General features: G+C 63.0%; 21 protein-coding genes. 10 read left to right on the forward strand and 11 right to left on the reverse strand.

Annotation, left to right across the window (positions count from 1 at the left end; genetic code table 11):
* The first annotated feature begins 214 nt into the window (after positions 1–214).
* The 3 genes from EOB49_RS15475 to EOB49_RS15485 all read left to right on the forward strand — a co-directional run bounded on the left by EOB49_RS15475 (position 215) and on the right by EOB49_RS15485 (position 2,217).
* Complete coding sequence (locus EOB49_RS15475; protein WP_127270320.1) at positions 215–496, forward strand: hypothetical protein; 282 nt, start codon at positions 215–217, stop codon at positions 494–496.
* A gap of 197 nt (positions 497–693) precedes the next feature.
* A complete protein-coding gene (locus tag EOB49_RS15480; protein WP_127270318.1) occupies positions 694–1,146 on the forward strand; it encodes a DoxX family protein in 453 nt (150 codons plus the stop codon).
* A gap of 93 nt (positions 1,147–1,239) precedes the next feature.
* Positions 1,240–2,217: a complex I NDUFA9 subunit family protein gene (locus EOB49_RS15485; RefSeq protein ID WP_127322889.1), complete on the forward strand. Its 978-nt coding sequence runs from the start codon at positions 1,240–1,242 to the stop codon at positions 2,215–2,217.
* Positions 2,218–2,244: 27 nt separating this feature from the next.
* Here the strand turns inward: EOB49_RS15485 and EOB49_RS15490 are convergent, their stop codons facing one another.
* Positions 2,245–3,618: a cytochrome P450 gene (locus EOB49_RS15490; RefSeq protein ID WP_127270315.1), complete on the reverse strand. Its 1,374-nt coding sequence runs from the start codon at positions 3,616–3,618 to the stop codon at positions 2,245–2,247.
* A gap of 205 nt (positions 3,619–3,823) precedes the next feature.
* Between EOB49_RS15490 and EOB49_RS15495 the strand changes: the two genes are divergently transcribed.
* From EOB49_RS15495 to EOB49_RS15510, 4 genes are all read left to right on the forward strand, one after another.
* Positions 3,824–4,393 carry an NADPH-dependent FMN reductase gene (locus EOB49_RS15495; RefSeq protein WP_127381466.1) on the forward strand — a complete coding sequence of 190 codons (570 nt, stop codon included), beginning with the start codon at positions 3,824–3,826 and terminating at the stop codon, positions 4,391–4,393.
* A 91-nt stretch (positions 4,394–4,484) separates the two neighbouring features.
* Positions 4,485–7,103 (forward strand): caspase family protein, encoded by a 2,619-nt coding sequence (locus EOB49_RS15500; RefSeq protein ID WP_127381467.1) that lies wholly within the window; start codon positions 4,485–4,487, stop codon positions 7,101–7,103.
* Between the two features lie 161 nt (positions 7,104–7,264).
* On the forward strand, positions 7,265–9,736 hold the full coding sequence (gyrB, locus tag EOB49_RS15505) for a DNA topoisomerase (ATP-hydrolyzing) subunit B (protein ID WP_127381468.1): 2,472 nt from the start codon (positions 7,265–7,267) through the stop codon (positions 9,734–9,736).
* 230 nt (positions 9,737–9,966) lie between these two features.
* Positions 9,967–10,884 carry a hypothetical protein gene (locus EOB49_RS15510; protein WP_127381469.1) on the forward strand — a complete coding sequence of 306 codons (918 nt, stop codon included), beginning with the start codon at positions 9,967–9,969 and terminating at the stop codon, positions 10,882–10,884.
* Positions 10,885–10,959: 75 nt separating this feature from the next.
* On the opposite strand, the gene EOB49_RS15515 is transcribed toward EOB49_RS15510, so the two are convergent.
* The 10 genes from EOB49_RS15515 to EOB49_RS15560 form a co-directional block, all read right to left on the reverse strand.
* Positions 10,960–12,357 (reverse strand): NAD(P)(+) transhydrogenase (Re/Si-specific) subunit beta, encoded by a 1,398-nt coding sequence (locus tag EOB49_RS15515; RefSeq protein WP_127323044.1) that lies wholly within the window; start codon positions 12,355–12,357, stop codon positions 10,960–10,962.
* A gap of 6 nt (positions 12,358–12,363) precedes the next feature.
* Entirely contained in the window at positions 12,364–12,792 is a 429-nt protein-coding gene (locus EOB49_RS15520; RefSeq protein ID WP_206516855.1) for a proton-translocating transhydrogenase family protein, read from the reverse strand.
* Positions 12,789–14,057 carry a Re/Si-specific NAD(P)(+) transhydrogenase subunit alpha gene (locus EOB49_RS15525; protein WP_127381470.1) on the reverse strand — a complete coding sequence of 423 codons (1,269 nt, stop codon included), beginning with the start codon at positions 14,055–14,057 and terminating at the stop codon, positions 12,789–12,791. The genes EOB49_RS15520 and EOB49_RS15525 overlap by 4 nt, the downstream gene beginning before the upstream one ends.
* Before the next feature lie 84 nt (positions 14,058–14,141).
* Positions 14,142–14,366, reverse strand: a complete 225-nt coding sequence (locus EOB49_RS15530) for an aa3-type cytochrome c oxidase subunit IV (protein ID WP_127267396.1) — start codon at positions 14,364–14,366, stop codon at positions 14,142–14,144.
* 210 nt (positions 14,367–14,576) lie between these two features.
* Positions 14,577–14,726, reverse strand: coding sequence for a DUF3096 domain-containing protein (locus EOB49_RS15535; protein WP_013528205.1), 150 nt, complete (start codon positions 14,724–14,726; stop codon positions 14,577–14,579).
* A 119-nt stretch (positions 14,727–14,845) separates the two neighbouring features.
* Entirely contained in the window at positions 14,846–15,625 is a 780-nt protein-coding gene (locus EOB49_RS15540; RefSeq protein WP_127267397.1) for a hypothetical protein, read from the reverse strand.
* Between the two features lie 150 nt (positions 15,626–15,775).
* Positions 15,776–18,088 (reverse strand): EAL domain-containing protein, encoded by a 2,313-nt coding sequence (locus EOB49_RS15545; protein ID WP_127267398.1) that lies wholly within the window; start codon positions 18,086–18,088, stop codon positions 15,776–15,778.
* A 144-nt stretch (positions 18,089–18,232) separates the two neighbouring features.
* Positions 18,233–21,727: an indolepyruvate ferredoxin oxidoreductase family protein gene (locus EOB49_RS15550; RefSeq protein ID WP_127381471.1), complete on the reverse strand. Its 3,495-nt coding sequence runs from the start codon at positions 21,725–21,727 to the stop codon at positions 18,233–18,235.
* Positions 21,728–21,946: 219 nt separating this feature from the next.
* Positions 21,947–22,483 (reverse strand): hypothetical protein, encoded by a 537-nt coding sequence (locus EOB49_RS15555; RefSeq protein ID WP_127381472.1) that lies wholly within the window; start codon positions 22,481–22,483, stop codon positions 21,947–21,949.
* A complete protein-coding gene (locus EOB49_RS15560) occupies positions 22,476–23,087 on the reverse strand; it encodes a CGNR zinc finger domain-containing protein (protein ID WP_127381473.1) in 612 nt (203 codons plus the stop codon). The genes EOB49_RS15555 and EOB49_RS15560 overlap by 8 nt, the downstream gene beginning before the upstream one ends.
* Positions 23,088–23,236: 149 nt before the next feature.
* On the opposite strand from EOB49_RS15560, the gene EOB49_RS15565 reads away from it, so the two are divergent.
* The 3 genes from EOB49_RS15565 (at position 23,237) to EOB49_RS15575 (ending at position 26,694) form a co-directional block, all read left to right on the forward strand.
* Positions 23,237–24,142: a branched-chain amino acid ABC transporter permease gene (locus tag EOB49_RS15565; RefSeq protein ID WP_127381474.1), complete on the forward strand. Its 906-nt coding sequence runs from the start codon at positions 23,237–23,239 to the stop codon at positions 24,140–24,142.
* 186 nt (positions 24,143–24,328) lie between these two features.
* Positions 24,329–24,913 (forward strand): TRAP transporter small permease subunit, encoded by a 585-nt coding sequence (locus EOB49_RS15570; RefSeq protein ID WP_127266510.1) that lies wholly within the window; start codon positions 24,329–24,331, stop codon positions 24,911–24,913.
* On the forward strand, positions 24,910–26,694 hold the full coding sequence (locus EOB49_RS15575) for a TRAP transporter large permease subunit (RefSeq protein ID WP_174800303.1): 1,785 nt from the start codon (positions 24,910–24,912) through the stop codon (positions 26,692–26,694). The genes EOB49_RS15570 and EOB49_RS15575 overlap by 4 nt, the downstream gene beginning before the upstream one ends.
* The last annotated feature ends 11 nt before the right edge of the window (positions 26,695–26,705 follow it).

The raw sequence follows: 26,705 nt of genomic DNA on the forward strand, positions 1-26,705 counted from the left end.
TGAAATCTGCCCGCCGCAGGCGCGGCGCGGTGCGATTTTCTTTGCGCGCTGCTGAACCTTTCCGCGCCTTGCTGCGACCCAGCTTTGTCCAGGGCAAGGCGAGCTTGCCCGATCCACACCGGGGGAAGCAGCAAACCGAAATCGAAAGCCTGCATCACGCGAAGGCCGGTCCTTCGCGCCTCGGAAACCTCAACCCAAATCAAAGGAAATTGTCATGACCAACACCAAGATCACCATGCTGACCGCCGTCCTTCTGCTCGGCTCGTTCATGGGTGCCACACAGGCAGCCACCCTGAAGGCCGCGCCGGCCAAGCCGACCAGCCCGGGTGTCATCGCCGCCCCGAGCGGCGGCGCCACCGAAGACCATTACTGCAAGAACGGCCATGCAAAATTCGCCAATTGCAGCGCCGATTTCGTCGCCGCCTGCAAGAAGGTTGGTGGCACCATGTCGGATGTTCAGGGCTGGGGTGGGCGTACTTGCTTCACGCCCTCCTGATACCGTCTCAGGTCAGGCCGCTCCGTCGGCCCCTGACTTCGCATGGATGTCACCCGGAAAACCCCGCTTCGGCGGGGTTTTCTGCGTTTTGATCGCACAATGAATAAAACATTCTTGTTTTGGTCAACTTTTGTTTATTTGACTTCGGCCGACCCGACCGGCCGTTTGCGCTGATTGAGCAAAACAGAGGAGCTATAATGTCGGCAAGCACGGACAACCCCCGCAACGCCCTTGTCATCCCGGTCCTTGGCAGGTTTTACGCGGCTCTGCACGATGGTGCCGAAACCGTTCTTCGCGTCGTCGCCGGCGGGTTTTTCGCCATCCATGGTTCGCAGAAGATCACCAATCCTTTCGGCGCTGCCGAGATGGTCGAGGGTCTCGGTTTCTATCCGGGCGCGTTGTGGTCGTTGCTTCTGGCCTGCACTGAATTCTTCGGCGGCATCTTCATTGCCATCGGGTTTTTGACGCGGCCGGCCGCCTTTGCCGGCCTGTTCGTGCTGCTGGTCACGGTCTGGTTCCACTGGGTCACGATGGACCAAGGCTATTCGGGCGCGGAAAAGTCGCTGCTTTGGGCGGCGATCCTGCTCTTTTTCGTCATTCGCGGCGGCAACCGCCATTCGGTCGACGCCCGTATGGGCAAAGCGTTCTGACAGGCTGATAGCGACGACGCGTCGCCCTTTGCCTTTGGCACGAAACGGATTATGAAACGGCTTCAGCCAAGCTTGCGAGCGCCGGAGCCAGCCATGACCGAAATCCTGCAGACCCCAAAGCTCGTCGTCGTCTTTGGCGGGTCAGGCTTTGTCGGCCGCCATGTCGTGCGCGCGTTGGCCAAGCGCGGCTATCGCATCCGGGTCGCCTGCCGGCGGCCCGATCTTGCCGGCCATTTGCAGCCGCTTGGCAATGTCGGCCAGATCCAGCCGGTGCAGGCCAATGTGCGCGTGCGCTGGTCGGTAGACCGCGCCGTGCAGGGCGCCGACCACGTCGTCAATCTGGTCGCCATCCTGCATGAGAGCGGCCGGCAGAAATTCTCCGCCGTGCACGAGTTCGGCGCCCGCGCAGTGGCCGAGGCCGCACGCTCGGTCGGCGCCGGCCTGACCCACATTTCTGCGCTTGGCGCCGATCTGGACTCCGAATCAGACTACGCGCGCACCAAGGCGCTTGGCGAAAAGGCTGTGCTGGAGACGATCAAGGACGCCGTGATCTTCCGGCCGTCGATCAATTTCGGACCCGAAGACGGCTTCTTCAACCGCTTCGCCAACATGGCGCGCTATTCGCCGGTGCTGCCGCTGATCGGCGGCGGCCAGACCAAATTCCAGCCGGTCTATGTCGGCGACGTGGCCGAAGCGGTGGCGCGCTCGGTCGACGGCAAGGTGGATGGCGGCCAGATCTATGAACTTGGTGGACCGAAGGTGCTCACCTTCAAGCAGTGCATGGAAGAGCTGCTCGACGTGATCGAGCGCAAGCGGCTGCTGGTGCCGGTGCCGTGGTGGGTGGCCAACATCCAGGCCTCGATCCTCGGTCTGTTGCCCAATCCGCTGCTGACCAAGGACCAGGTGACGCAGTTGCGCGAGCACAACATCGTTTCGGACGCCGCCAACAAGACCAACAGGACGCTTGCAGGGCTCGGCGTCCAGCCGCAATCGATCGCGACGATCCTGCCGAGCTATCTCTGGCGCTACCGCGCCGCCGGCCAGTTCCAGCAACGCAAGCCTGCTGCTTGATTTATCACAACCGTCTGAAGCTGTGTCTCATGCCTGTCGCGGCGTGACCCGCATCGGCAGACCGCCTTGCGGCTGCGTGGTCAGTTTCTGTACCGGCCAGGGTTTGGTTTCGGCTGTCGTGTCGAAGCGGAAGCGCGACAGCATGATCGCCAGCGCGATGATCGCCTCCTGCATGGCGAAGCTGGCGCCGATGCAGACGCGCGGACCCGCGCCAAACGGCAGATACTGGAAGCGGTCGATCTTTTCGCGATTTCCCGGATGGAAGCGCTCCGGCAGGAAGGCATCCGGCCGGTCCCACAGTTTCCTGTGGCGATGCACGACCCAAGGCATCACCAGCACCGCGGCGTGCTTGGGGATATGAAGATCCTTCCACATTTCCGGTTCGATCGGCTCGCGGTTGATCGACGGCGCCGGCGGATACAGCCTGAGCGCTTCGTCGAAAGCCGCACGCGTGAACGGCATGGCATCGAGCCATTTCGTCGGATCGGGCTCGCGCGCCAACACCTGGTCGATCTCCTGCTCGACCCGGTCGCGCTCCCACGGTGATTCAGCCAGGCAATACAGTGTCCAGCCCAGCGCACGCGCCGTCGTCTCATGGCCGGCGCCGATGAAGGTGATGATGTTGTCCTCGACCTCGGCCCGCGTCAGCCCGTCGGGTCCCTCGGCCTTGAGCAGCAGCGTCAGGAAATCCTGCGGCACGGCATCGGGGTCGCGCTTGAATTTCGCTTCGCGCATCTTGACCGTATCGGTGACGATCTTGCGGAAATAGGCCATGGTCTTGCGGCCGCGGATACGGGTCAGCCTCGGCAGCCAGTCGGGCGCGCGCAACAGATCGAGCGGATCGACGCGACCCATGGTCTCGAACAGGCGGTCGATCTCGTTGGCGAAACTGCCGGGCTCGCCTGATATCTCGCCGGAAAACAGCGTCTCGGCCAGGATGTCGTAGGTGAGCAGCGTCATGTCATGGGCGATGTCGGACGTGCCGCCGTCTTCGTAGCGGGCGACGAAGTCCAGCGTGCGTCTCAGCATCGGCTGGGCGAAGCCGAAGATGTGGCGCGGCGTGAACACCGGCGCCATCGCCTTGCGCGACCGCTTCCAGACCTCGCCCTCGGCGGTCAGCAGGCCATCGCGCAGGATCGGCCGCAGGATCTTCTGACGCACCGTCGCCATCTTGTAGTTCCTGGCGTTGTCGACCAGCACATGGCGGATCAGGCCGGGATCATTGGCGACGATCAGATGTCCACCAACACCACTGGCCGAGATCCACGGCTCGTTGTAGGTGTGCTCACCCCACAATTCGAGCGGGTTGCGGTAGACGATGCGGATCATCTCCAGCGTCGAGGGCGGCGTGGTGCGCGGCTTCGGCGCCGGGGGAATGAAAGGGGCGGGCTGGATGTCCATGGGCTGCTCCGCTGATACCCCAATGTAGTGGCTGGCAATGCGGGCGTCCATGTGACCGAACGGCAGGCGCAAATATGCAGCCCGAGGCGTCACGGCAGGCGATCCGTTCAGCCGATTGTGACCGCCTCCATGGCGGTGCCGCCTTGTCCGCGGCCGTGCCCTGCCGTAGGTCACCAACAGATACCGCCAGACCTAGGAGCCCGCCTTGAAGCACCAGTTGAACATCATCATCGGCAGCACGCGGCCAGGCCGCGCCGGACCGGTTTTTGCCGAGTGGCTGGAGACGTTCGCGCGCGAGCATGGAAAATTCGAGCCGGTACTGACCGACATCGATACGTTCAAGCTTCCGGTGCTGGACGAACCGCACCATCCAAGGCTCGGCAATTACAAGAACGACCATACCAAGGCCTGGTCGAAAGCGATCGATGCCGCCGACGCCTTCGTCTTCGTGGCGCCGGAATACAATTATTTCGTGGCGCCGGCGATCGTCAACGCGGTCGATTATCTCTCGCGTGAATGGAAGTACAAGCCTGCAGCCATTTTCAGCTATGGCGGCGTCTCCGGCGGCCTGCGCGCGGCGCAAGCGCTGAAGCCGTTGCTGACATCGGTCGGCGTCATGCCGATCTCGGAAGGCGTCGCGCTGCCGATGTACCAGAAACTGCTCGATGAGAACGGCGCTTTCAACGCCAGCGAACAGGTGCAGGGCGGAGCCAAAACCATGCTCGACGAGCTGTTGCGCTGGAGCGAGGCTTTGAAGCCTATGCGGGTTGCCTGAAAACGCTGGTCTTCCGCAAAAAGCCCGGCTTGCTCATGGCATAAAGAGGTGGAATGTTTGCGCAAATGGACAAGCCGGGGGGCGGTTCGACTTGCGCTTGCTTTTTGCCTTGCTGCTGATGCTCATGAGCACCGCCGCCGCGGTGGCTGAGCGACGCGTGGCTTTGATCATAGCCGAGGACGGCTACCGCCTGGTTCGGCCGCTCGCCAATCCGGTCCATGACGGCGAGGCGATGGCAGCGGCGCTGAAGAAGCTCGGCTTCGAGGTCATCCTCGAAACCAATCGCGACCTGCGGCGAATGCGCCGCGCGCTCGACGATTTTCGCCTGGATGCCAAAGGCGCCGACGTGGCGCTGGTCTACTTCTCCGGCCACGGCGTGGAAATCTCGGGCGACAACCGGCTGCTCCCGATCGATGCCGACGCCTCCTCGCTCGATGCGCTGGAGAAGACCAGCCTGCCGCTGGAAGAGGTGCGCGACAGCGTGGCCGCCACGGCCAAGGTCGGCCTGATCATGCTCGACGCCTGCCGCAGCGATCCCTTTTCGGGAAGCAGCGGTGAAGGGCGCGGCGCGACATCGCTGGCAAAGGATGTCTCCGACAAGGTGAAGCCGGGTCTCGGCCGGATTGGCCGCGCCGAAAACATCCTGTTCGCCTTCTCCGCCGCACCGGGCGAGACGGCTGCCGACGGCACCGGCCAGAACTCGCCCTTCACGACAGCGCTGACCAAATATCTCGGCACCGACGGGCTCGAGATCCGCTCGGTGCTGACGCTGGTGCAGCAGGAGGTCTACGATTTGTCGCGGGGCAAACAGCTGCCTTACGTCGAGAGCGGCCTGCCGAAGCTGTTTTTTGCCGCGGCCGCCAAGCAACAATTGCCGGAGCGCGAGCGCCTGTTGCTTGCCATGGCCGACGTGACGCCGGAAATGCGCGGTGAGGTCGAGCAGGTCGCCAGCGATGCCGACATGCCGCTGGCGCCTCTCTACGGCGTGTTGATCAGCTCCGACGCCAGCCACCTTTCGGCGGACAGCCTGAATGCCCGGTTGCGCGAGGCGGCCGACGCCTTCGTCAAGGTGCGCGGCGAAATGAGGACGCTGGCCTCCGATGATCCGCAGGTGACGGAATTGCGCCGGCAGGCCGAGGAGCAGCTTTCGCTCGGCGCCTTCGATGGGGCTCGCGCCATCCTCGCAAAGGCCGCCGAAATCGACAATGTTTCGCGCAACGCCTTGAAGGCCAACTTCGTCAACCGCACGCTGTCCGAGGCGGCGACGCGTTTCCTGTCGGGCGGTGCGGCGCGTGCCGACCTCGACTATGCCACGGCCATCAAGGACTATGAATCGGTGCTGGTCCTCTACGGCGAGGCCGGGCAAACCGATCTGACCCTGGACCAGGCCGACCGCCAGATCCGAACGCTGGACGAGCTCGGCAAGCTCTACACCCTTGTCGGCAACACCGATGCGGCAGGCCGCGCCTTTGCAGCGCTGGTGTCCAATCTCGAGCTGCGTTCGGCCCGGGAAACCGACCCGAGCGTCAAGCGCGATTTTGCCGTCAGCCACATCAAGCTCGGCAACATCAAGCTGGCGCAAGGAGACCTGCCGGAAGCGCTGGAAAACTATCGGACCGCCAGAACCATGCTCAGGGATTTGACCGCTGCCGAACCCGATCGGCTGTCATGGTTCAGCGACTTCGCCATGGCCGACGACAAGATCGGCAATGTGCTTGTGACGCAAGGCGATCTGGCTGGGGCCTCGCAGATCTACCAGGAAGGCTTGTCGGTCAAGAAGCAGCTTGCCGACAACGAGCCGGAGCGCGCCGAACTGCAGCGCGACCTGACGATCAGCTATGACGAGATCGGCGGCCTTGCTCGGGTCATGGGGCAACTGGACAACGCCCAGATGGCCTACGAGGAGAGCCTGAATATCCGATTGGCATTGGCCGAAAAGAAGCCGCAGGATGCCGAACGGCAGCGCGATGTGTCGGTCAGCCATGATACGATCGGCGACCTCAAGCGCGAGCGCGGCGATGCGGCGGGCGCACTCGCGTCCTATAAAGCGGGCCATGCGATCGTCGAACAATTAGTGGGCCGCGACCCCGACAACAGTGAGCTGAAGCGCGACCTGTCTGTCGGCAACGCAAAGATGGGCAATGCGCTGAGCGATCAAGAGGAATGGCCGGCAGCCCTCGCCGCCTATAGGCAAGCCCTCTCGATAGCCCGCGTGCTGGCGGCCAGTGACCCTGCCAACGCCGACTGGCAACGCGACCTCTCGGTCAGCCTGGAAAAGGTCGCCGGCATTCTGGCGATACAGGGCGACCGCGCCGGAGCACTCAAGGCCTATACAGACAGTTTCGCTATCGCCGACCGGCTGGCCAAGCTCGACCCTGCCAATGCCGACTGGCAACGCGACCTGTCGATCACCCTGTCCGAGATCGGCATGCTCAAGGCCAAGCAGCGCGACGTCAAAGGCGCGCGGCAGGCTTTCCAGGACAGTCTCGACATCCGCCAGAAGCTCGCCCGGTCCGACCCGAACAACGCCACCTGGCAGCGCGACCTGGTGGTTGCCATGATCGACTACGCTCAGGTCGCCAAGAACCCCAAGACGGTGCTTTCGCAGGCGCTGGACATGACGCTGGAGCTCGACCGCAGCGGGCGGCTGGCGCCGCGATACAAGTTCATGATCAAGTTTCTCAGGGACCGGCTGGCCAAAGTGAAATAGGGCCTGACGGGAGGCTGCCATGGACAGCCGGCTCATTCCCCGTGAAATGCCTGCAAACCTTGGAAAAACCGCCTTTTGCGCCTATATCTGGTGCATATCAGAGGCGCGATTCGGAGCGGGTTTTTCGCGCCGTGCAAGCGGCATCCAGACAACAGGTTTTCATGAGCGATCAGATCGACAACAATAACGGCGCTGAAGCCGAATACGGCGCCGATTCCATCAAGGTTTTGAAGGGGTTGGATGCTGTCCGCAAACGCCCCGGAATGTATATCGGCGATACCGACGACGGTTCGGGCCTGCATCACATGGTCTATGAAGTGGTCGACAACGCCATCGACGAGGCGCTGGCCGGTCACGCCGATCTCGTCACCGTGACGCTCAACCCCGATGGTTCGGTCACCGTGATCGACAATGGCCGCGGAATTCCGACCGATATCCACACCGGAGAAGGCATTTCGGCGGCCGAAGTGATCATGACGCAGCTGCATGCCGGCGGCAAGTTCGACCAGAATTCCTACAAGGTCTCGGGCGGCCTGCATGGCGTCGGCGTCTCGGTGGTCAACGCGCTGTCGGCGTGGCTGAAGCTGAAAATCCGCCGCAACGGCCAGATCTTCGAGATGAGTTTCACGCATGGCAATGCCGACGCGCCGCTGAAGGCGACCGGCAGCTATGAGCAGGACAAGCAGCCGGGCACCTATGAGGGCCGCAGCGGCAGCCAGATCACCTTCTTCCCGTCGGCCGAGACCTTCACCATGGTCGAATTCGACTTCGGCACGCTGGAACACCGGCTGCGTGAGCTTGCCTTCCTCAATTCCGGCGTGCGCATCATTTTGACCGATGCCCGTCACGCCGATGTCGTGCGCCATGAACTGCACTATGACGGAGGCCTCGAAGAATTCGTCAAATATCTCGATCGGGTCAAGAAACCGCTGATCGACAAGCCGATCGCCATCCGAGCGGAGCGCGACGGGATCACCGTCGAAGTGGCGATGTGGTGGAACGACAGCTACCACGAGAACGTGCTGGCCTTCACCAACAACATCCCGCAGCGCGATGGCGGCACGCATCTGGCCGGCTTTCGCGGCGCGCTGACGCGCCAGATCACCGGCTATGGCGAATCCTCCGGCCTGACCAAGAAGGAAAAGGTCTCGCTGATCGGCGACGATTGTCGCGAAGGCCTGACGGCGGTGCTTTCAGTCAAGGTTCCAGATCCGAAATTCTCCTCGCAGACCAAGGACAAGCTGGTCTCGTCGGAAGTCCGTCCTGTCGTCGAAGGCCTGGTCAACGAAGCGCTCGGCACCTGGCTTGAAGAACATCCGAGCGAAGGCAGGGTGGTCGTCGACAAGGTCATCCAGGCGGCGGCGGCGCGTGAAGCGGCGCGCAAGGCGCGCGATATCACCCGCAAGAGCTCGCTCGGCGTCACTTCCCTGCCCGGCAAACTGGCCGACTGCCAGGAACGCGACCCGGCGAAGTCCGAAATCTTCATCGTCGAGGGTGACTCCGCCGGCGGCTCGGCCAAGGGTGGGCGTTCGCGCCAGAACCAGGCGATCCTGCCGTTGCGCGGCAAGATCCTCAATGTCGAGCGGGCGCGCTTCGACCGTATGCTCGGCTCCGACATGATCGGCACGCTGATCACGGCGCTCGGCACCTCGATCGGCAAGGACGAGTTCAACGCCGACAAGCTGCGCTACCACAAGATCATCCTGATGACCGACGCCGATGTCGACGGCGCCCATATCAGAACCTTGCTGCTGACCTTCTTCTTCCGGCAGATGCCGGAGCTGATCGAGCGCGGCCATCTCTATATCGCCCAGCCGCCGCTCTACAAAGTGACGCGCGGCAAGAGCTCGCAATACATCAAGGACGAGAGCGCGTTCGAAGAGTTCCTGATCGGCTCGGGACTGGAGGAAGCATCGCTTACGCTCGGCTCGGGCGAGGTTCGCATCGGGCAGGACCTGCGCGGAGCCATCGACGACGCACTGGCGGTGCGCCAGCTGATCAACGGCCTGCACACGCGCTACAACAGAGGCGTCGTCGAACAGGCGGCGATCGCCGGCGGGCTCAACCCGGACGTGTTCACCGATCTCGGCCGCGCCAACGCCATGGCGGAGCGGATTGCAAAACGCCTCGACATCATTGCCGAGGACACCGAGCGCGGCTGGACCGGCCGCATGTCGACCTCGAATGAAGGTGTCGGCGGCTATGTGTTCGAGCGCACGGTGCGCAGCGTCAAGGAATACGCGCATCTCGACCTGGCGCTGATCAATTCGGCCGACGCACGCCAGCTCGACCGCTACGCACAGCGCCTCAGCGAAGTCTACGGGTCGCCGCCGGTGCTGCGCCGCAAGGATGTCTCCGAAACCATCTCGGGGCCGCTGGCGATGCTCAATGCGGTCTTTGCGACCGGCCGCAAGGGCCTGACAATGCAGCGCTACAAGGGTCTCGGCGAGATGAACGCCGAACAGCTGTGGGAAACCACGCTCGACCCGAACGTGCGCTCGCTGCTGCAGGTCAAGGTCAATGACGCGACCGACGCGGATTCGCTGTTTTCGCGGCTGATGGGCGACGAGGTCGAACCCAGGCGCGAGTTCATCCAGGACAACGCGCTGTCGGTCGCCAATCTGGATATCTGATCTGGACGTTAAATCTGAATTGGCGCGCTGCGGCGCGCCATTGTTCCACCGGCGGCAACAAAATCATTTTACAACGCGCCGGAACGGAAGTCCCTGCGGGACATTGTGACAACATCGGTCACAATTTCTTACAGGAGGCCTTCATGGGACGCGGCATTTTGCTCTGGTTGCTCGGTATTCCGATCCCGATCATCATTCTGATCATGCTGTTCGTACGGTAGGGGGCTTCCATGCAGTCCACCCTATCGGCTGTCGACGTTTCCACTTCAACAGAATCCTCCTCCACCGCCGTCAGTTGGGGACCGATCATCGCCGGTGCCTTCGCGGCTTCCACGTTGACCTTCATCCTCATGCTGCTCGGTTCGGGGCTGGGATTGACCATGGTGTCGCCATGGTCGGGATCCGGCGCGTCGGTAACCACCTTCGCGGCATCCACCGCCGTCTGGCTTGTCATCGTGCAATGGCTGTCCTCTGGTTTCGGAGGCTATCTTGCCGGGCGGCTGCGCACCAAATGGGTCGGCATCCACACCGATGAGGTCTATTTCCGGGACACCGCACACGGCTTTCTTGCCTGGGCGCTGGCCACTTTGCTCGTCGTCGGCGTGCTTGGCTCCGCCCTTTCCGCAGCGATCGGTTCAGGCGTGCAAGCGGTGTCCACCGTGGCGTCTGGCGCTGCCATGGGTGCATCGGCGGGGGCTTCGGCCAATGCCGGCAGCGCATCGGTCGACAATGCGACATCCTACCTTGTGGATTCACTGTTCCGTCCGGCCGATCCGGGCAGGCTGGCTGCCGCCAATCCGGACAGCGATACCGCCGCGACCGGGCAGGCCTCGCGCATCCTGATCGCCGGTGCGGCGGCAGGCGAGGTTTCGGCAGACGACAAGACCTATCTGTCGCAACTCGTCGCCGCCCGCACCGGTCTTTCGGAAGCAGATGCCAAGGCGCGGGTGGATGCGATCATCGCCAGGGCTCAGGACGCCAAGGTCAAGGCGCAGGAGGCTGCCGACACCGCCAGGAAGGCTGGCGCTACCTTTGCGCTGCTTGGTGCGCTCTCGCTAGCCATCGGCGCTTTCATCGCCAGTGCTGCCGCGGCCCTTGGGGGCAAGCAGCGCGACGATGAGGAAGCGGTTTTTCTCACCAGCCGCTGAAGCGGCTCAGCATTGAAAAGCAAAAGCCCGGCCTTGCGCCGGGCTCTTGCTTTTGGGTCAGTCGCCGTGGCGAAATCAGTGATCCATGGCCTTGACAATCTCTTCGGTCATCTTCTTGGCATCGCCGAGCAGCATCATGGTGCCGTCCTTGTAGAACAGCGTGTTGTCGATGCCGGCATAGCCGGAGCCGAGCGAGCGCTTGACGAACAGGCAGGTGCGCGCCTTGTCGACGTCGAGGATCGGCATGCCGTAGATCGGCGACGACTTGTCGTCTCGCGCGGACGGGTTGGTGACGTCGTTGGCGCCGATGACATAGGCGACATCGGCTTGCGCGAATTCCGAGTTGATGTCCTCGAGTTCGAACACTTCGTCGTAGGGCACATTGGCTTCGGCGAGCAGCACGTTCATGTGGCCGGGCATGCGGCCGGCGACCGGATGGATGGCGTATTTGACGTCGACGCCATTGGCCTTAAGCTTGTCGGCCATTTCGCGCAGTGCGTGCTGCGCCTGGGCAACCGCCATGCCGTAGCCCGGCACGATGATGACTTTCTGGGCGTTCATCATGAGGTAGGCGGCATCGTCGGCGGAACCCTGCTTGACCGTGCGTTCGATGCCGTCATCGGCGGCCGCTGCCGTCTCGCCGCCGAAGCCCCCGAGAATGACCGAGATGAAGCTTCGGTTCATGCCCTTGCACATGATGTAGGACAGGATCGCGCCGGATGAGCCGACCAGCGCACCGGTGATGATCAGCGCCAGATTGCCGAGCGTGAAGCCGAGTGCAGCGGCCGCCCAACCCGAATAGGAATTCAGCATCGAGACGACGACCGGCATGTCGGCGCCGCCGATCGGGATGATGAGAAGGACGCCAAGGACGAGCGATGCCGCAACGATCAGCCAGAAGACCAGCTTTGACTCGGTGGTGACCAGCAGCACGATCAGCACGACGAGCGCGATGGCAAGTGCCGCGTTGATGAAGTGGCGTCCACCGATCATGATCGGCTTGCCGGACATGCGGCCATCGAGCTTGAGGAAGGCGATGACCGAGCCGGTGAAGGTGATGGCGCCGATGGCGACGCCAAGGCTCATCTCGATCAGCGCCTGGGCGTGGATGTCGCCATCCGTGCCGATGCCGAAGCTTTCCGGCGCATAGATGGCGGCGGCCGCCACCATGACGGCAGCGAGGCCGACCAGCGAGTGGAAGGCGGCGACCAGCTGCGGCATCGAAGTCATGGCGATGCGGCGCGCGGTGACGGCGCCGACGCTGCCGCCAATGGCCAGGCCGAGCACGATCAGGCCGAAGCGGCCGGCCGAGGGGGTTGCCAGCGCCAGCGTGGTGGCGATGGCGATGCCCATGCCGATCATGCCGTAGAGATTGCCCTGGCGGCTGGTGGTCGGATGCGACAGGCCGCGCAGCGCCATGATGAACAGGACGCCGGAGACGAGGTAGAGGAAGGACGCGAAGTTGGCGTTCATGGCGCTCTACTTGTCCTTCTTCTTGTACATGGCCAGCATGCGCTGGGTGACGAGGAAGCCGCCGAAGATGTTGACCGACACCAGCATCAGCGCGACGAAGCCGAAGCCGGCGGCGACGCCGGAAGCAGCAATGCCGACGGCAAGCAGCGCGCCGACGACGATGACCGAGGAGATGGCGTTGGTGACGGCCATCAGCGGCGTGTGCAGCGCGGGGGTCACCGACCAGACGACGTAGTAGCCGACGAAGATCGCCAGGACGAAGATGGCGAAGCGGAAGACGAAGGGATCGATGGCACCGCCGGACAGCGCATGCGCCGCATCACCCGCCGCGTCGGCACCACCAGGCGCGGTCGCCATGTTTTGCACCGCCAGCCGGACGGCGGCGGAAGCCTGGTCGAGCTGGTCGAGGGCTTTCTGCAGGGTCTGGTCCATCACGCGATCCCTTTCGGCTTCGACGAGGGCGACTTGGAGGCGGCCGCCTTCTTGGGCGCGGCTTTCTTGGGCGAAGCGTCGGCGACCATGGTCTTGGCCGGGATCGCCGCCGGCTCGACATGGGGCTGCTGGTCAGCCTTCACGAATGCCGGATGAACCACCTTGCCGCCGTCGGTCAGCATCGTTGCCTTGACCAGATCGTCGTCCCGGTTGAAGGCAAGCGTCTTGGTCGTCTTGTCGACCAGCGTTTCCAGGAAGGCAAACAGGTTTCTGGCATAAAGCAGCGAGGCCGACGCCGCGATGCGGCCGGGCACATTGAGATGGCCGACGATTTTTACATTGTTGGCCGTGGTGACAACCTTGCCGGCTTCAGCGCCCTCGACATTGCCGCCGCGCTCAACCGCCAGATCGACGAGAACCGAGCCTGGCTTCATCGAGGCGACCATGGCCGCTGAGACCAGCTTCGGCGCCGGTCGGCCGGGGATCAGCGCCGTGGTGATAACGATATCCTGCTTGGCGATGTGCTCTGATGTGAGTGCCGCCTGCTTGGCCTGGTATTCCTTAGACATCTCCTTGGCGTAGCCGCCTGCCGTCTCGGCCGCCTTGAATTCCTCGTCCTCGACCGCAAGGAACTTTGCGCCGAGCGAGGCGACCTGTTCCTTGGCGGCGGGGCGCACGTCGGTTGCGGTGACGACCGCACCAAGGCGACGCGCGGTGGCGATAGCCTGCAGGCCGGCAACGCCGACGCCCATGATGAAGACCTTCGCCGCCGGCACCGTGCCGGCCGCCGTCATCATCATCGGCAGCGCGCGATCATATTCCGAAGCCCCGTCGATCACCGCCTGATAGCCGGCCAAATTGGCCTGCGAGGACAAGACGTCCATCGACTGGGCGCGCGTGATGCGTGGCATGAATTCCATCGAGAAAGCGGTGACGCCAGCCTTGGCCAGGGCTGCCACAGCGGCATCATTGCCATAGGGATCCATGATGGCAATGACCGCTGTACCGGGCCTGTAGCTCTTCAGTTCGGCATCACCGGGCCGGCGCACCTTCAGCACGACATCGGCCTTGGCGACATCGGAAGCTTTGCCGATGGCGGCGCCGGCGCTCGCATAATCGGCATCGACGATGCGCGAATTCAGACCGGCACCGGCCTCGACGACGACGTCGAAGCCCAACGCCGCCAGCCGTTTCACCGTGTCGGGCGAGGCCGCGACGCGCGGCTCGTTGGCATCGAGCTCACGAGGGATGAAAACCGTCTGTCCCACCGCATGATCCTTTCGGCCGGAAGCTATTTCCCGCAAGACGCCGGCCGGCCTCGCGGCGGCGCCGTGGACAAGGTGTCGGAAAGTCTATCGGAGGATAAAGGCGCCGACGGCCATAATCAGCACGAACAGGATGGTCGCCGAGAAGAAGCCGCCCGCGAAGAAGCCGAAGGCCATCGCCAGAAGCAGGGCTCCGCAGAAAAGCGATCCGTATTTGGCCAGCGCGAGGAAGCCCGCATAGGTGCGGTCATGCTCGGCATAGTCCATCTTCGCGCCCAGTTCGACAGGACCGGTCGGCGAGTGATCAGCCATAGGAATACCCCTTCGAAGACATCTTTCAGGCACATAGCGAAAAGCCGGGCCGAGAGCAATGGCGCTATTGCCGCACAACAGCGGACAACTGCCTCAAGGAAAGGTTGAAGCCGGCTGCCAACGCGCGACGGAGTCCGATCGCTGGATTCTGATGCTTGATGCGGAAAGATGCTTCGAAGGCAGACGCTTGCGTGGCCTAAGCCGGCGCCCTCAGCCGGCTAGATGCGGAAATAGCCCGAGCAACCCGACGACGATCAGATAGAGCGCGACGATGTAGTTCAACAGCCTTGGCATGACCAGGATCAGCACGCCGGCGATCAGCGAGATAAGCGGGGTGAGCGCAAGTGTGGAAATGGTCATGACGGGTTCCTTTGGCATATCCGTGGATTCGGCGACCAATGGCGAGGACGACAAGGCGCCGAGCCATCAGAACGCGTATCCGGCCGGAAAGCTCCAGTGGTTCTGCGAAACGCCTAATCTCAGGCGGCTTCGCGAAAATATTTGGCAGTCGGCAGGATGGTCAGCGGCGCCAATTCTCCAGCACCAGGTGTCTCGAACAGCATACGCTGCTCCAGAGATGTGGATCGGAAGAATGGAAAGCGCGAGAACGACCGCTCGCGAATGGCAGCGACATTGGCGCGATAAAGCACGACCTTGTAGTTCAGGCCTGGATAGTCGCGCAGCTCGCCGATCTGCTCAGAACAGTAGATACGACGGTAGAAACCCGCATGTTCGGGCCGGATAGTCGAGAGACAGTAAGGTGCGTCGAAGTAGAAGCAGGCCATTCCGGCAAGGCGCAGCGTCAGGTACGGGATCTGCGGATAGACCTTCGACCAGTCTGGGTCGGCAGCAAAGCGGCTCGGATCGGCAAAGTGCGCCCCGGCAGCCAGCATCGGGCGCAGGATGTCGCCGTAGACAGTTGTAGACGGCGATTGCGGCGTAGCCCGGCAGGCATGATGAATGCGCACCGTGGAGACCAGGATGCCGTCAATATAGACGCCGAACTTGGAACAATTTTCAGCTTCGTCGAGCTCGTCATGCACAATATGTTCCGGGTTTTCCGGCACCATATCATTCAAGCGATAGGATTTGTAGCGTAACCTATAGATGTCTTCGAGGTCCTCTCCCTTGTCGCAGCGGCGATATTCCGTCCGCTCAAGCATCGCTGAAACATTGCGGGCGAAACTCGACATGCTGTCGGGCGAATTTTCTTCACCCCCGCCCGCCACATGGCCAAGCGCTTCCAACTGCACATCCATACTCAAACCCTCGTAAGTTTCCGCCGCAGTTCAACCTACGACGGGACCCTGAGATGTAAAAGATGAAAATGGAGCACACGTCGTTTACCGATCATTAACGTTAACGATCCGTAAATTTTTATGAAAGGGCGACATTCTTCCCGGCACCGGTCAGCGGCGTGCGGCTCTCTTGGCTGTATTGATGTCCTTGGCGAAGGGCCATACCGTATTCGACATGGTCTCGATGCCGGAAGCGCTGAGCGCCGAACCGAACAGGAACCCCTGGACAAGGTCGGGCTTGACCTGCAGCGCCAGTATCTTGAGCTGCTCGAAGGTCTCTACACCCTCGACGGTGACCGAAAGCCCCAGCGGCCGCGATAGGTTGACGATACCCTTGAGCAGCTCGAGCGAACGGGGGTTCTGGGTGACGTCCATCAGGAACGAGCGGTCGATCTTGATCTTGTCGAGCGGCAGTTTGTGCAGATAGCTCAGGCTCGAATAGCCGGTGCCGAAATCGTCGAGCGCGATGCGTACGCCGATCTGCTTCAGCTCCTCGATATACTGGCGCGTCAGCGACTTGTCGTCGAGCAGCGCCGTTTCGGTGACCTCGATCTCGAGCCGGGAGGCGGCGAGGCCGGAGCCGGCCAACGCATCGCGAACCTTCTGGATGACGTCGCGGTTGCGGAAATCCTTGGCCGAGAGATTGACCGAGACGCTGGTCTGGTCCGGCCATTTGGCGCATTCGGCGCAGGCTGCCTGCAGCACGAATGTGCTGATCTCGGAAATGATGCCCATTTCCTCGGCCAAAGGAATGAAGATGCTGGGCGAGATCGGCCCGAGATCGGGATGATCCCACCGGCACAACGCCTCGCAGCTGGCGATACGCATGGTGCTCATCGCCACGATCGGCTGATAGACCACCCTCAAGCCCTTGCTTTCCACGGCTGTACGCAGGTCCGCCTTCATCAGCTGACGGTTGCGGAAGGCGGCATCCATCGAGGCTTCGAACAGCCGCCAGCTGTTCTTGCCGAGCTCCTTGGCCTTGTAGAGCGCCAGGTCCGCCTTGACGATCATGGCGTCGACATCGGTATCCTTGACCCGTGACAGCACCGCGCCGCCGCTGGCCTGAATGCGCAGCCCGTGACCGGCGACGTCGACTTCCCCTTGCAGGCCGGCGAAAATCTCGTCGAGCTGGCTGGTCAGATGGCTCTCGTCCTCGACGCGGTCGAAGAAGATCATGAACTCGTCGCCACCGAAACGGCTGACCGTGATATCTTGCCTGGCAATGGCGGCAAGCCGCTCGGCAACGGCATAGATCAAGCCATCGCCGATCGGATGGCCAAGCGTGTCGTTGACGCTCTTGAAATCGTCGAGGTCGAGCACCGCAAGGCCGCAGAGACGATCGCGATCGCCGGATACCATGGCCTCGCCGACCAGTTCATGGAAATAGGCGCGGTTGGGAAGGCCGGTGAGGTTATCGTAACGTGCCATGAAGCGGATCTTGTCTTCCGCCTCGACACGGGCGGTGACGTCCTCGAAGGTGATGACGCCCAGTTCCTGGCTGCCTTCGCGAGCCGAGAACTCGTAATGCTGGCCGTTGGCGAGGGAAACCAGCACCTTGCGGTCGCGGCCCTCGCGCAGGGCACGCGTCAGTTGGGCCTCGATGTAGCGGCAATCCTTGGGCGCCAGCATGCCGCCGGCGACACCGCGCATCAACAGACCATGGATCGACCGGCCGAGCAGCGCGTCGGGCGACTTGAGCGACATCAGATGCGCGGCCTCGGCATTGGCCACCGCGACGCGGCCGTCCGGGCCGAGCATGACAAGGCCGTGCGACATGGTGTTGAGCGCTCGGTTGAAGCGCTGGGCGATGCGATTGGCCTTTTTTTCCTCGGACAGGGCGGCGAAGAGCACCTCGCGGACCAGATCGGCGAAGCGCTTGATGGCAAAAAGAAATGGCGCCGAAAGCAGGCCGAGAATGAAGTGATAGGGATCGCCCCGCAGGATGAAGCCCAGCGAGATCGGCCAAGTCATGGTCATAATGAAGATCACGACCATCCTCGGCGAACCATAGTTGCGGCCAGCAATAGACGTGGCGGAGGCAAGCGTCACGCAGACGGCAGCTATTTCCGCGAACGGGTCATAGGCAAGATAGATGCCGACAAAGCAGAAGGCACCAAGCATGAAGCCATGCATCGAGCCGTACAGTATGTAGTCGTTCTCGCGGCGACGCGCCTCTTCCCAATTTTGAGGCGAAGGAGCGTGACGATATTTCCTGATGTTGCGAAGACGAAGGAAGGCGACGGCCAGCAGTCCGAGTGTGACCGCGAGATAGGCCGGATCCATGGTTTTCCAGTAAACCAGCACGACCAGCAGGGTTTGGGCAAAGAATCCTATCGAAAGCGTCAACCCGTCGCGAAACAAGGTTTCCACGAACGGAATGTAGACGTCGACCGGGATCTCGTTCTTCTTTATCAGATTCAACGCCTGAATCCCAACCCTGGGGAGCCAAGCAGTGCCACATCCGCCTTAAGAAAGATTTAGAGAGGCCCCGCCGCTCCTGCCGTCAAGCCGGGTGACGTTACGGAAAGCAAGGAAACTGTCGTTCAGGTAAACAAGGCGTATCGATCATTCCGCGGCCTGAAGTTTCGGCCGCGCCAGCGTACTCGACAGGCGTTCGAGCAGCCTTTGGCGTTCGCTCGAGGCCTTGTCGGCGCTGGCTCGACGGACGTGACCATAGCCGCGAATCAGGGCCGGCACCGAGGCCAGCGCAACCGCCGCATCGACCCTGGCCGGGGCCAGCGATCCGGCGATGAGCTCCAGATCCGCCTCATACTGCGCCAGGAGCCGCCGCTCCATGCGCCGTTCGGCGGTATAGCCGAACAGGTCGAAGGCGGTGCCGCGCAGGCCCTTCATCGCCGACAGCAGGCGAAAACCCTTCATCATCCACGGGCCGAAGCTCGATTTCCGGGGGCTTCCGTCATTGCCGCGACGGCCCATGATCGGCGGCGCGAGGTGGAATTCGAGCCTTTCGTAGCTCTGGAACTGCTTGCCCAGTTCGGCGGCGAAAGAGCCGTCGGTATAGAGCCGCGCCACCTCGTATTCGTCCTTGATCGCCATCAGCTTGAACAGGTTCCTGGCGGCGGCCTGCGATACCGTGGTCGACCCGGGTATGGCCTTCGCTTCAGCGGCGCGCAAAACGGCCAGTTTTTCGGCATAACGCCTGCCATAGGCGGCGTTCTGATAGGCTGTCAGGAAGGCGACGCGGTGGGCGATGATATTGTCCAGAGTCTCGACGACATCCGTGCCCGGGCCGGCCTTTCCAGCCACGGCTGGACCCGGCTGGGCAACGAGGCCGCGCACGAATTCCGGCTGATGGGCAGCGCGACGTCCCCAGCGGAACGCGGCGACGTTCATCGCCACGGCTTCGCCATTGAGCTCGATCGCCTTCTCGACCGCCTCGGCGGATAGCGGCAGGCCGCCATGCTGGAAGGCAAAGCCGAGCATGAACATGTTGGCGCCGAGCGAGTTGCCGAAAAGTGCCGTGGCGGTGCGGGTGGCGTCGAAGAAATGCGCCTTGTCGTCGCCCGCGGCCGCACGGATCGCCTTTTTCAGCCGCTCTATCGGCAACGAAAAATCCGCCGAGCGTGCAAATTCGCCAGGCATGATCTCGGCGGTGTTGGCGACGAAGATGGTGTGGCCCTCGCGCACCGCGGTCAGCACCTTCTTGGCGCCCGACACGACGAGATCGCAGCCAAGCACCAGATCGGCCTTGCCGGCCGAAACGCGGATGGCATGGATGTCGTCCGGGGTGCGGGCGATGCGGACATGCGTGAACACCGAGCCACCCTTCTGGGCGAGGCCGGCCATGTCGATCATGCCGCAGCCCTTGTCCTCGAGATGCGCCGCCATGCCAAGCACCGCACCTACGGTGACGACGCCCGTGCCGCCGACGCCGTCGATGATCGCCGCCCAACCCTGCTCGCCAAGCGGGAATTGCGCCGGCACGGGCACGCCTTCCAGCGGATCGGCCTTGCCGGCAAGGCCCTCGGCCTTTCGGATCTTGGCGCCGTGCACAGTGACGAAGGACGGGCAGAAGCCGTTGACGCAGGAGAAATCCTTGTTGCAGCTCGACTGGTCGATCTTGCGCTTGCGGCCGAATTCGGTCTCGACCGGCTGGATCGAGACGCAGTTCGACTGCACGCCGCAATCGCCGCAGCCCTCGCAGACCAGCTCGTTGATGAAGACCCGCTTGTCGGGATCGGGGAAGGTGCCGCGCTTGCGGCGGCGGCGCTTTTCGGCGGCGCAGGTCTGGTCGTAGAGCAGCACCGAAACGCCCTTGACCTCGCGCAGCTCGCGCTGGACGAGATCGAGGTCATCGCGGTGATGGATGGTGGCGCCGGCCGGGAATTCGGCCTTGCCGGCATATTTGCCGGGCTCATCGGTGACGATGGCGATGCGGTCGACGCCTTCGGCGCGCACCTGCCTGGCGATCATGTCGACGGTCAGGCCGCCTTCGTGCGGCTGGCCGCCGGTCATGGCGACGGCGTCATTGTAGAGGATCTTGTAGGTGATGTTGGCATCGCTCGACAGCGCGAAGCGGATCGCCAGCGTACCGGAATGGTTGTAGGTGCCGTCGCCAAGATTCTGGAAGATGTGCTCGCGCTTGGAGAACGGCGCCTGGCCGACCCATTGCGCGCCCTCGCCGCCCATGGCCGTGAAACCGACGGTGTTGCGGTCCATCCACAGCGCCATGAAGTGGCAGCCGATGCCGGCCGCGGCGATAGAGCCGTCCGGCACCTTGGTGGATGAATTGTGCGGGCAACCGGAACAGAAGAACGGCGTGCGCGAGCCGATGTCGGTGGCCTCGGTGAGCATTGCCTGGAACTGGCGCAGCTTCGCCACCCGCGCCGAAATCTCTTCGGACGGGCCGATGGTCCTGACGATCCTCTCGCCAAGCGCAATGGCGATCTCGTTGGGATCGAGCGCGCCCTTGGCCGGAAACAGCCAGTCGCCGCGCTCGTCCTTCTTGCCGATAATGACCGGTTGGGTGGCAGTGCCATAAAGGCTTTCGCGCAGCTGCACTTCGATCAGCGAGCGCTTCTCCTCGACGACGACAATGGTGTCGAGGCCGCGGGCGAAATCGGCGATGTGATGCAGGTCGAGCGGCCAGGGGCAGCCGACCTTGAACAGCCGCACGCCGATGCGGTTGGCGGCCGCCTCGTCGATGCCGATGTCCTCCAGCGCCTGACGGACATCGAGATAGCTCTTGCCCAGCGTGATGATGCCGATCTTCGGGTTGCGGCCGCCCGAATAGACGATGCGGTTCAGCCCGTTGGCAAGGATGAAGGCGGAAGCCGCGGCGCGCTTGTACTCATGCAGCCGCTCCTCCTGACCGAGCATATCGATCTCGTGGCGAATGTTCAGACCGCCTGATGGCATGTCGAAATCCGGCACGACGATGTTCAGCCGCTCGAGCGAGGCATCGACCGAGGCCGTCGATTCGATGTTGTCCTTGACGCATTTGATCGCCGCCCAGGTACCGGCAAAGCGCGACATGGCGAAGCCGTAGAGCCCGTAATCGATGATCTCCTGGACACCGGCCGGGTTGAGGATCGGCACCATCGTGTCGACGAACAGGAATTCGGTGGCGTGCGCATTGGTCGAGGATTCGGCCATATGGTCATCGCCCATCAGCGCAAGCACGCCGCCATGCTTCGACGATCCGGCGAGGTTGGCGTGGCGGAACACGTCGCCTGAGCGATCGACACCCGGTCCCTTGCCGTACCAGACCGAAAAGACGCCGTCATGAGTGCCCTCGCCCAGCAGTTCCGTCTGCTGCGTTCCCCAGCAAGCGGTGGCGGCAAGCTCCTCGTTGAGACCCGGCTGGAAGACGATGTCAGCCTGGGCGAGCTGTTTCTTCGCCTTCCAAAGCTGCATGTCGAGGCCGCCGAGCGGCGAACCGCGATAGCCGGAGACGAAGCCGGCCGTGTTCAGGCCGGCGCGGCGATCACGCTCGCGCTGCATCAGCAGCATGCGAATGACCGCCTGCGCGCCGGACAGGAAGATGCGCTCCTTTGCGAGATCGAACTTGTCGTCGAGCGCGACGTCGTGCAGCGTCATCAGGCATTTCCTCTGCGGAGGCCACGCGGGGCAGGCAGCCAACGTCGGGGTCGGATGACGCATCCTTTCTCCCCTTGCAAGGCAGGTCAAACAAAATCGCAGATGCCAGGCAGCGCGCAACGAACAGTCCGCGGCCATCCTGAATCGGGTATGAAACCGATCCACGGACATTGCCCGGCGCACGAAAATTTCAGCTGCGGCCCGGATGGCCTCGACCCGTCAGCCGCCCTTTGAGCAATCCGGCTTCGGTTCGCCCGGCAGCTTGCCGTCGGGACGGCCGACGAGATCGGGATTGGCGGTGTAGAGTTGGTCGATGACCAGCGGCCGGTCGGGCAGGATCGACTGGTCTTCCGTCGACATCAGCGTGGTATCGATCTTCTGCAGGACCGCGCCGTCGGCGCCCTTGATGCTGATGGCAATCGCATAGGGCTTGTTCTTGACGACGCAGGTCAGTGCCGGGCTCTCCAGCGTCACCTTGTCGAGCTTCGGCCAGACCTTCTGCTCGACCACCAGAGGCGCGCCGCCGGCGGGATCCTGGAAGCTGGCGACCGCGACCTGGCCCTCTCCCATCGGCTTCAGCGGCCGCAGGGTCACGACATAAGTCGCCCTTGCGAGGCGGTAGTTGAAGACGAATATCTTACCGGAAATCTCGAACAGCTTGCCTTCGTCATTGCCGCTGTCGCGGCAGGCGCCCAGCGCAACGGCCGCGATGAGTGCCGCGCCGACAAGGATCGAACGGGAAAGGCCGCTACGCATTCCTGACCTCATTTTCCGCCATGCGACGGCGGTGGTAGTGACGGCTTGCCTTTCGCCTGTTGCCGCACACCGCCATGTCGCACCAAAGGCGGCTGGAATTGCGGCTTCTGTCGACGAACAGCCAGGTGCAGTTGGGACAGATCCTGAGCCTTGCGACGGTGTCGTCGCGCAGAAGCGATAGCGCCGAAACCGCCAGCGCCGCCTCGAAGGCGATCGGCGTCAGGGGATCACCGAACGGCCTTCCCGGCGCACCGATCTCGGTCCGGCTGCCGGCAAGACCCTCGGCGCAGGCGCTCAGGAATCCGGGCAGATCGGCGGTGGCGACCGCGCCCTTCGATACCGCTCCACGAAACAGCCGGTCAGTCGCCTCGCGGATCGACAGCACGACGGGTGCGATCGCCACCGCCGAAGATACCGCCAACGGCCGGTCGCCAAGTTCGGCAGCGCGAAAGCGGCTCGCCGCATCGGCGAAGCGGGCAATCTCGGCGGGATCGTCGAAGCGGTCGAAGGTCCGCTCCGGATCGCCGCGCAGCACGACGGTGTTCGCCGTGTCGAGCGCAAGCAGGCCGCCGGTGAAGCGGTGCGGGGTCCAGGATACCGTCATGGCGAAAATCTAACCTATAAATCGTATTTGACAAGTTAGATTCAGCGATGCAACCTCACTCCGGGATGCGGTGGTCTCCGCAGCCTTTTTGAGCCTGTCGTTGGCCAGGACCGCTTCGCTCTTTTGGGCGGCATGCTTCGAGGTTTTGCATGCTCTATTTCTTTCAGCAGGTGTTGAACGGGCTGCATTCGGGTGCGCTTTATGCGCTGCTTGCCTTTGGCTATGTGCTGACCAACGGCATCCTGCACCGCACCAATCTCGCCCATGGCGCGTTGTTCGCCTTTTGCGGCCAGACGATGATCCTGACCGCCGCCTTCGGCTATCAGATGCTGTGGCTGACGCTGCTGGCGGCGGTGGCGCTCGGCGTCGTCGCTGCGTTCTTCTATGCCGCGCTGATCAGCCACGTGCTGTCTCGCAGTGTCTTCGAACCTTTGGCCGACCGCACGCCCAATGCAATTGTGGTGACGACGCTCGGCATCCTGCTGCTGCTGTCCGAAGCGAGCCGCATCGCCGCCGACACGCATGATCTGTGGCTCCCGCCGATGCTGGCGCAGCCTGTCGTTTTCGCGCAGGGCGCCACCTTCACGGCAACGCTGACGCTCATCCAGCTCATCGACTGCGCCGTGGTGGTGGCGGCAATCGCGCTGGCCAGCTGGGCATTTGCCCGGTCGAGCTTCGGACGGCGCTGGCGCGCCGTCTCCGACGACCCCAAGGCAGCCGCGATGTGCGGCGTCGACGTACGCGCGGTGTTCCGGCACGCGGTGCTGTCCGGCGGCTTCTGCGCCGCGCTGGCCGGTGTGATGGCCGGGCTCTATTACGGCAATGTCAGCTTCGGCTCGGGCCTCGTCTACGGCCTGAAAATCCTGTTCGTGACGGCGGTCGGCGGCTATCTCTCGCCATTGCGCGCGGCACTCGGCGCGGCCGCCTTCGGCATGGCCGAATCGCTGTGGGCCGGCTATTTCCCGGTCGAATGGCGCGACGCGTGGATGTATCTGTTCCTGGTCACGACGCTGATCCTGATCGGCGCCGGCCGCGACACCGGCAAAATCGCCTGAAACGTCAGACTTTGGTTGCATGACGCCAGGGCAGATCGCCGGTATTGGGCACTGTCTGCCATGCGATGATATTTGCTCCCTCTATCCTTGTTGACCCGTCAGTCCACGCGCGGCATACCGTTGGACCACGCGGCGTGACGGACAAAAGGGGGAAGCCGGCACGCCTCCGGTACAAGGGAGGAATGCATGGCAGGGCTTCTTGCTCTATCCAGGACAATTGATCGCGCCAACGAATTCATCGGCAAGTGGATATCGTGGCTGATCCTGCTGGCGATCCTGGTGAGCGCCGCCAACGCCATTATCCGCAAGGTGTTCGACATATCCTCGAACGCCTGGCTCGAACTGCAATGGTATCTGTTCGGCGCCGCCTTCATGCTGGCCGCCGCCTATACGCTGAAGCAGAACGAACATATCCGCATCGACGTCGTCTACGGCCTGTTTTCACGCCGCGTGCAGCACTGGATCGACCTGCTCGGGCATCTCTTTTTCCTGATGCCGTTCGTGACGTTGATGGTGATCTATTTCGTGCCCTATGTGTCGCTGTCGTTTCGCAGCGGCGAGATGTCCAACAATTCCGGTGGTCTGATCATCTGGCCGGCCAAGGCCATCCTGCTCGTCGGTTTTTTCCTGCTCGCGCTGCAGGGCATCTCCGAGATCATCAAGAAGATCGCCATCATGCGCGGCGACATGGACGATCCCAATCCGTTCATTTCCGTGCATGAACAGGCCGAACTCGAAGCCAAGGCGCTGGCCGACGAGGTGCGCTCGTGATGGAGTTCATCGCGCAGAACATGGCGCCGATCATGTTCGCTTCGCTGATCATCTTCCTGCTGATCGGCTACCCCGTCGCTTTTTCCCTGGCCGCCAACGGCTTGATGTTCTTCTTCATCGGCGTGCTGCTGTCGCCTTATTCCGGAGGATCGATCAACCTCGCCTGGCCGCTCCTGCACGCATTGCCGGATAATTTCTACGGCAGCCGGGTGATGTCGAACGACACGCTGCTGGCCATTCCGTTCTTCACCTTCATGGGCATCGTGCTCGAGCGATCGGGTATGGCCGAAGACCTGCTCGACACGATCGGCCAGCTGTTCGGGCCAATCCGCGGTGGCCTTGCCTATGCGGTGATCTTCGTCGGCGCGCTCTTGGCGGCGACCACCGGCGTGGTGGCGGCTTCCGTCATCGCCATGGGCCTGATCTCGCTGCCGATCATGCTGCGCTATGGCTATGACCGCCGGCTCGCATCCGGTGTCATTGCCGCCTCCGGCACGCTTGCCCAGATCATCCCGCCGTCGCTGGTGCTGATCGTGCTTGCCGACCAGCTCGGCCGTTCGGTCGGCGACATGTATGCCGGCGCGCTGATCCCCGGCCTCGTGCTCACCGTCCTCTATATGTCCTATATCCTGATCATGTCGATCATCCGGCCGAACTCGATGCCGGCGCTGCCGCTCGAGGCCCGTACACTCGGCCATGGCGTGATGTCGCTGCTGGTGGCTTTGCTGGTCACATTAGCGGTCTCCTACGCGGCGTATCGTTATCTGGCGCCGGCGCATGGCGACAATGCCGACATTCTCGGCGCGACTGCCGGAGTCCTGTTCATCTACATCGTCGCCATTGCCGACAAACGCCTGAATTTCAACATGATGTCCAGGCTCGCGCAGCAGGTGATCATCGTGCTGATCCCGCCGCTGGCGCTGATCTTCCTGGTGCTGGGCACCATCTTCCTGGGCATCGCCACGCCGACCGAAGGCGGCGCCATGGGTTCCGTCGGCGCCTTGATCATGGCGGCGGCAAAGGGGCGCTTGTCGCTTGACGTCGTCAAGCAGGCACTGGCCTCGACGACAAGGCTATCGTCCTTCGTGCTTTTCATCCTGATCGGCGCACGGGTGTTCTCACTGACCTTCTACGGCGTCAACGGCCACATCTGGGTCGAGCACCTTTTGACGTCGCTGCCGGGCGGCGAGGTCGGCTTCCTGATCGGCGTCAACATGCTCGTCTTCTTCCTCGCTTTCTTCCTCGACTTCTTCGAATTGGCGTTCATCATCGTACCGCTGCTGGCGCCCGCCGCCGACAAGCTCGGCATCGACCTGATCTGGTTCGGCGTGCTCCTGGGCGTCAACATGCAGACCAGCTTCATGCACCCGCCCTTCGGCTTCGCGCTGTTCTACCTGCGTTCGGTGGCTGCGCGCGTGCCCTATCTCGATCGTCTCACCGGCAAACAAATCGCGCCGGTGACCACCGGACAGATCTATTGGGGCGCGGTGCCCTTTGTCTGCATCCAGGTGATCATGATCGGGTTGACCATCGCCTTCCCGCAAATGGTGATGCACTACAAGGGAACGACCGTCGATCCGGGCACGATCGACTACCAGGTGCCGGAGATGCCCGGCCTGTCGCCGCTCGGCACGCCGCCGGCGGATGGCGCAGCGCCTGCCGGCGGCGGCACGGCTCCCGCCGCCCCCGATCTGTCGCAGCCGCCGAGCTTCGGCGACGCGCCGCCGGCCAAGCCGGCAACGCCACAGCCCGACCTGTCGCAACCGCCAAGCTTCAACTGAACCGGCATGGT

The sequence above is a fragment of the Mesorhizobium sp. M7A.F.Ca.MR.148.00.0.0 genome, from assembly GCF_003997735.1.
In the GTDB taxonomy this organism is placed as follows: domain Bacteria; phylum Pseudomonadota; class Alphaproteobacteria; order Rhizobiales; family Rhizobiaceae; genus Mesorhizobium.

Excerpts from the sequence above, each read along its gene's own strand:
- EOB49_RS15475 (WP_127270320.1), top strand. The coding sequence starts at position 215 with ATGACCAACACCAAGATCACCATGCTGACCGCCGTCCTTCTGCTCGGC.
- EOB49_RS15480 (WP_127270318.1), top strand. The coding sequence starts at position 694 with ATGTCGGCAAGCACGGACAACCCCCGCAACGCCCTTGTCATCCCGGTC.
- EOB49_RS15485 (WP_127322889.1), top strand. The coding sequence starts at position 1,240 with ATGACCGAAATCCTGCAGACCCCAAAGCTCGTCGTCGTCTTTGGCGGG.
- EOB49_RS15490 (WP_127270315.1), bottom strand. The coding sequence starts at position 3,618 with ATGGACATCCAGCCCGCCCCTTTCATTCCCCCGGCGCCGAAGCCGCGC.
- gyrB (WP_127381468.1), top strand. The coding sequence starts at position 7,265 with ATGAGCGATCAGATCGACAACAATAACGGCGCTGAAGCCGAATACGGC.
- EOB49_RS15510 (WP_127381469.1), top strand. The coding sequence starts at position 9,967 with ATGCAGTCCACCCTATCGGCTGTCGACGTTTCCACTTCAACAGAATCC.
- EOB49_RS15515 (WP_127323044.1), bottom strand. The coding sequence starts at position 12,357 with ATGAACGCCAACTTCGCGTCCTTCCTCTACCTCGTCTCCGGCGTCCTG.
- EOB49_RS15530 (WP_127267396.1), bottom strand. The coding sequence starts at position 14,366 with ATGGCTGATCACTCGCCGACCGGTCCTGTCGAACTGGGCGCGAAGATG.
- EOB49_RS15535 (WP_013528205.1), bottom strand. The coding sequence starts at position 14,726 with ATGACCATTTCCACACTTGCGCTCACCCCGCTTATCTCGCTGATCGCC.
- EOB49_RS15540 (WP_127267397.1), bottom strand. The coding sequence starts at position 15,625 with ATGGATGTGCAGTTGGAAGCGCTTGGCCATGTGGCGGGCGGGGGTGAA.
- EOB49_RS15550 (WP_127381471.1), bottom strand. The coding sequence starts at position 21,727 with ATGACGCTGCACGACGTCGCGCTCGACGACAAGTTCGATCTCGCAAAG.
- EOB49_RS15555 (WP_127381472.1), bottom strand. The coding sequence starts at position 22,483 with ATGCGTAGCGGCCTTTCCCGTTCGATCCTTGTCGGCGCGGCACTCATC.
- EOB49_RS15560 (WP_127381473.1), bottom strand. The coding sequence starts at position 23,087 with ATGACGGTATCCTGGACCCCGCACCGCTTCACCGGCGGCCTGCTTGCG.
- EOB49_RS15565 (WP_127381474.1), top strand. The coding sequence starts at position 23,237 with ATGCTCTATTTCTTTCAGCAGGTGTTGAACGGGCTGCATTCGGGTGCG.
- EOB49_RS15570 (WP_127266510.1), top strand. The coding sequence starts at position 24,329 with ATGGCAGGGCTTCTTGCTCTATCCAGGACAATTGATCGCGCCAACGAA.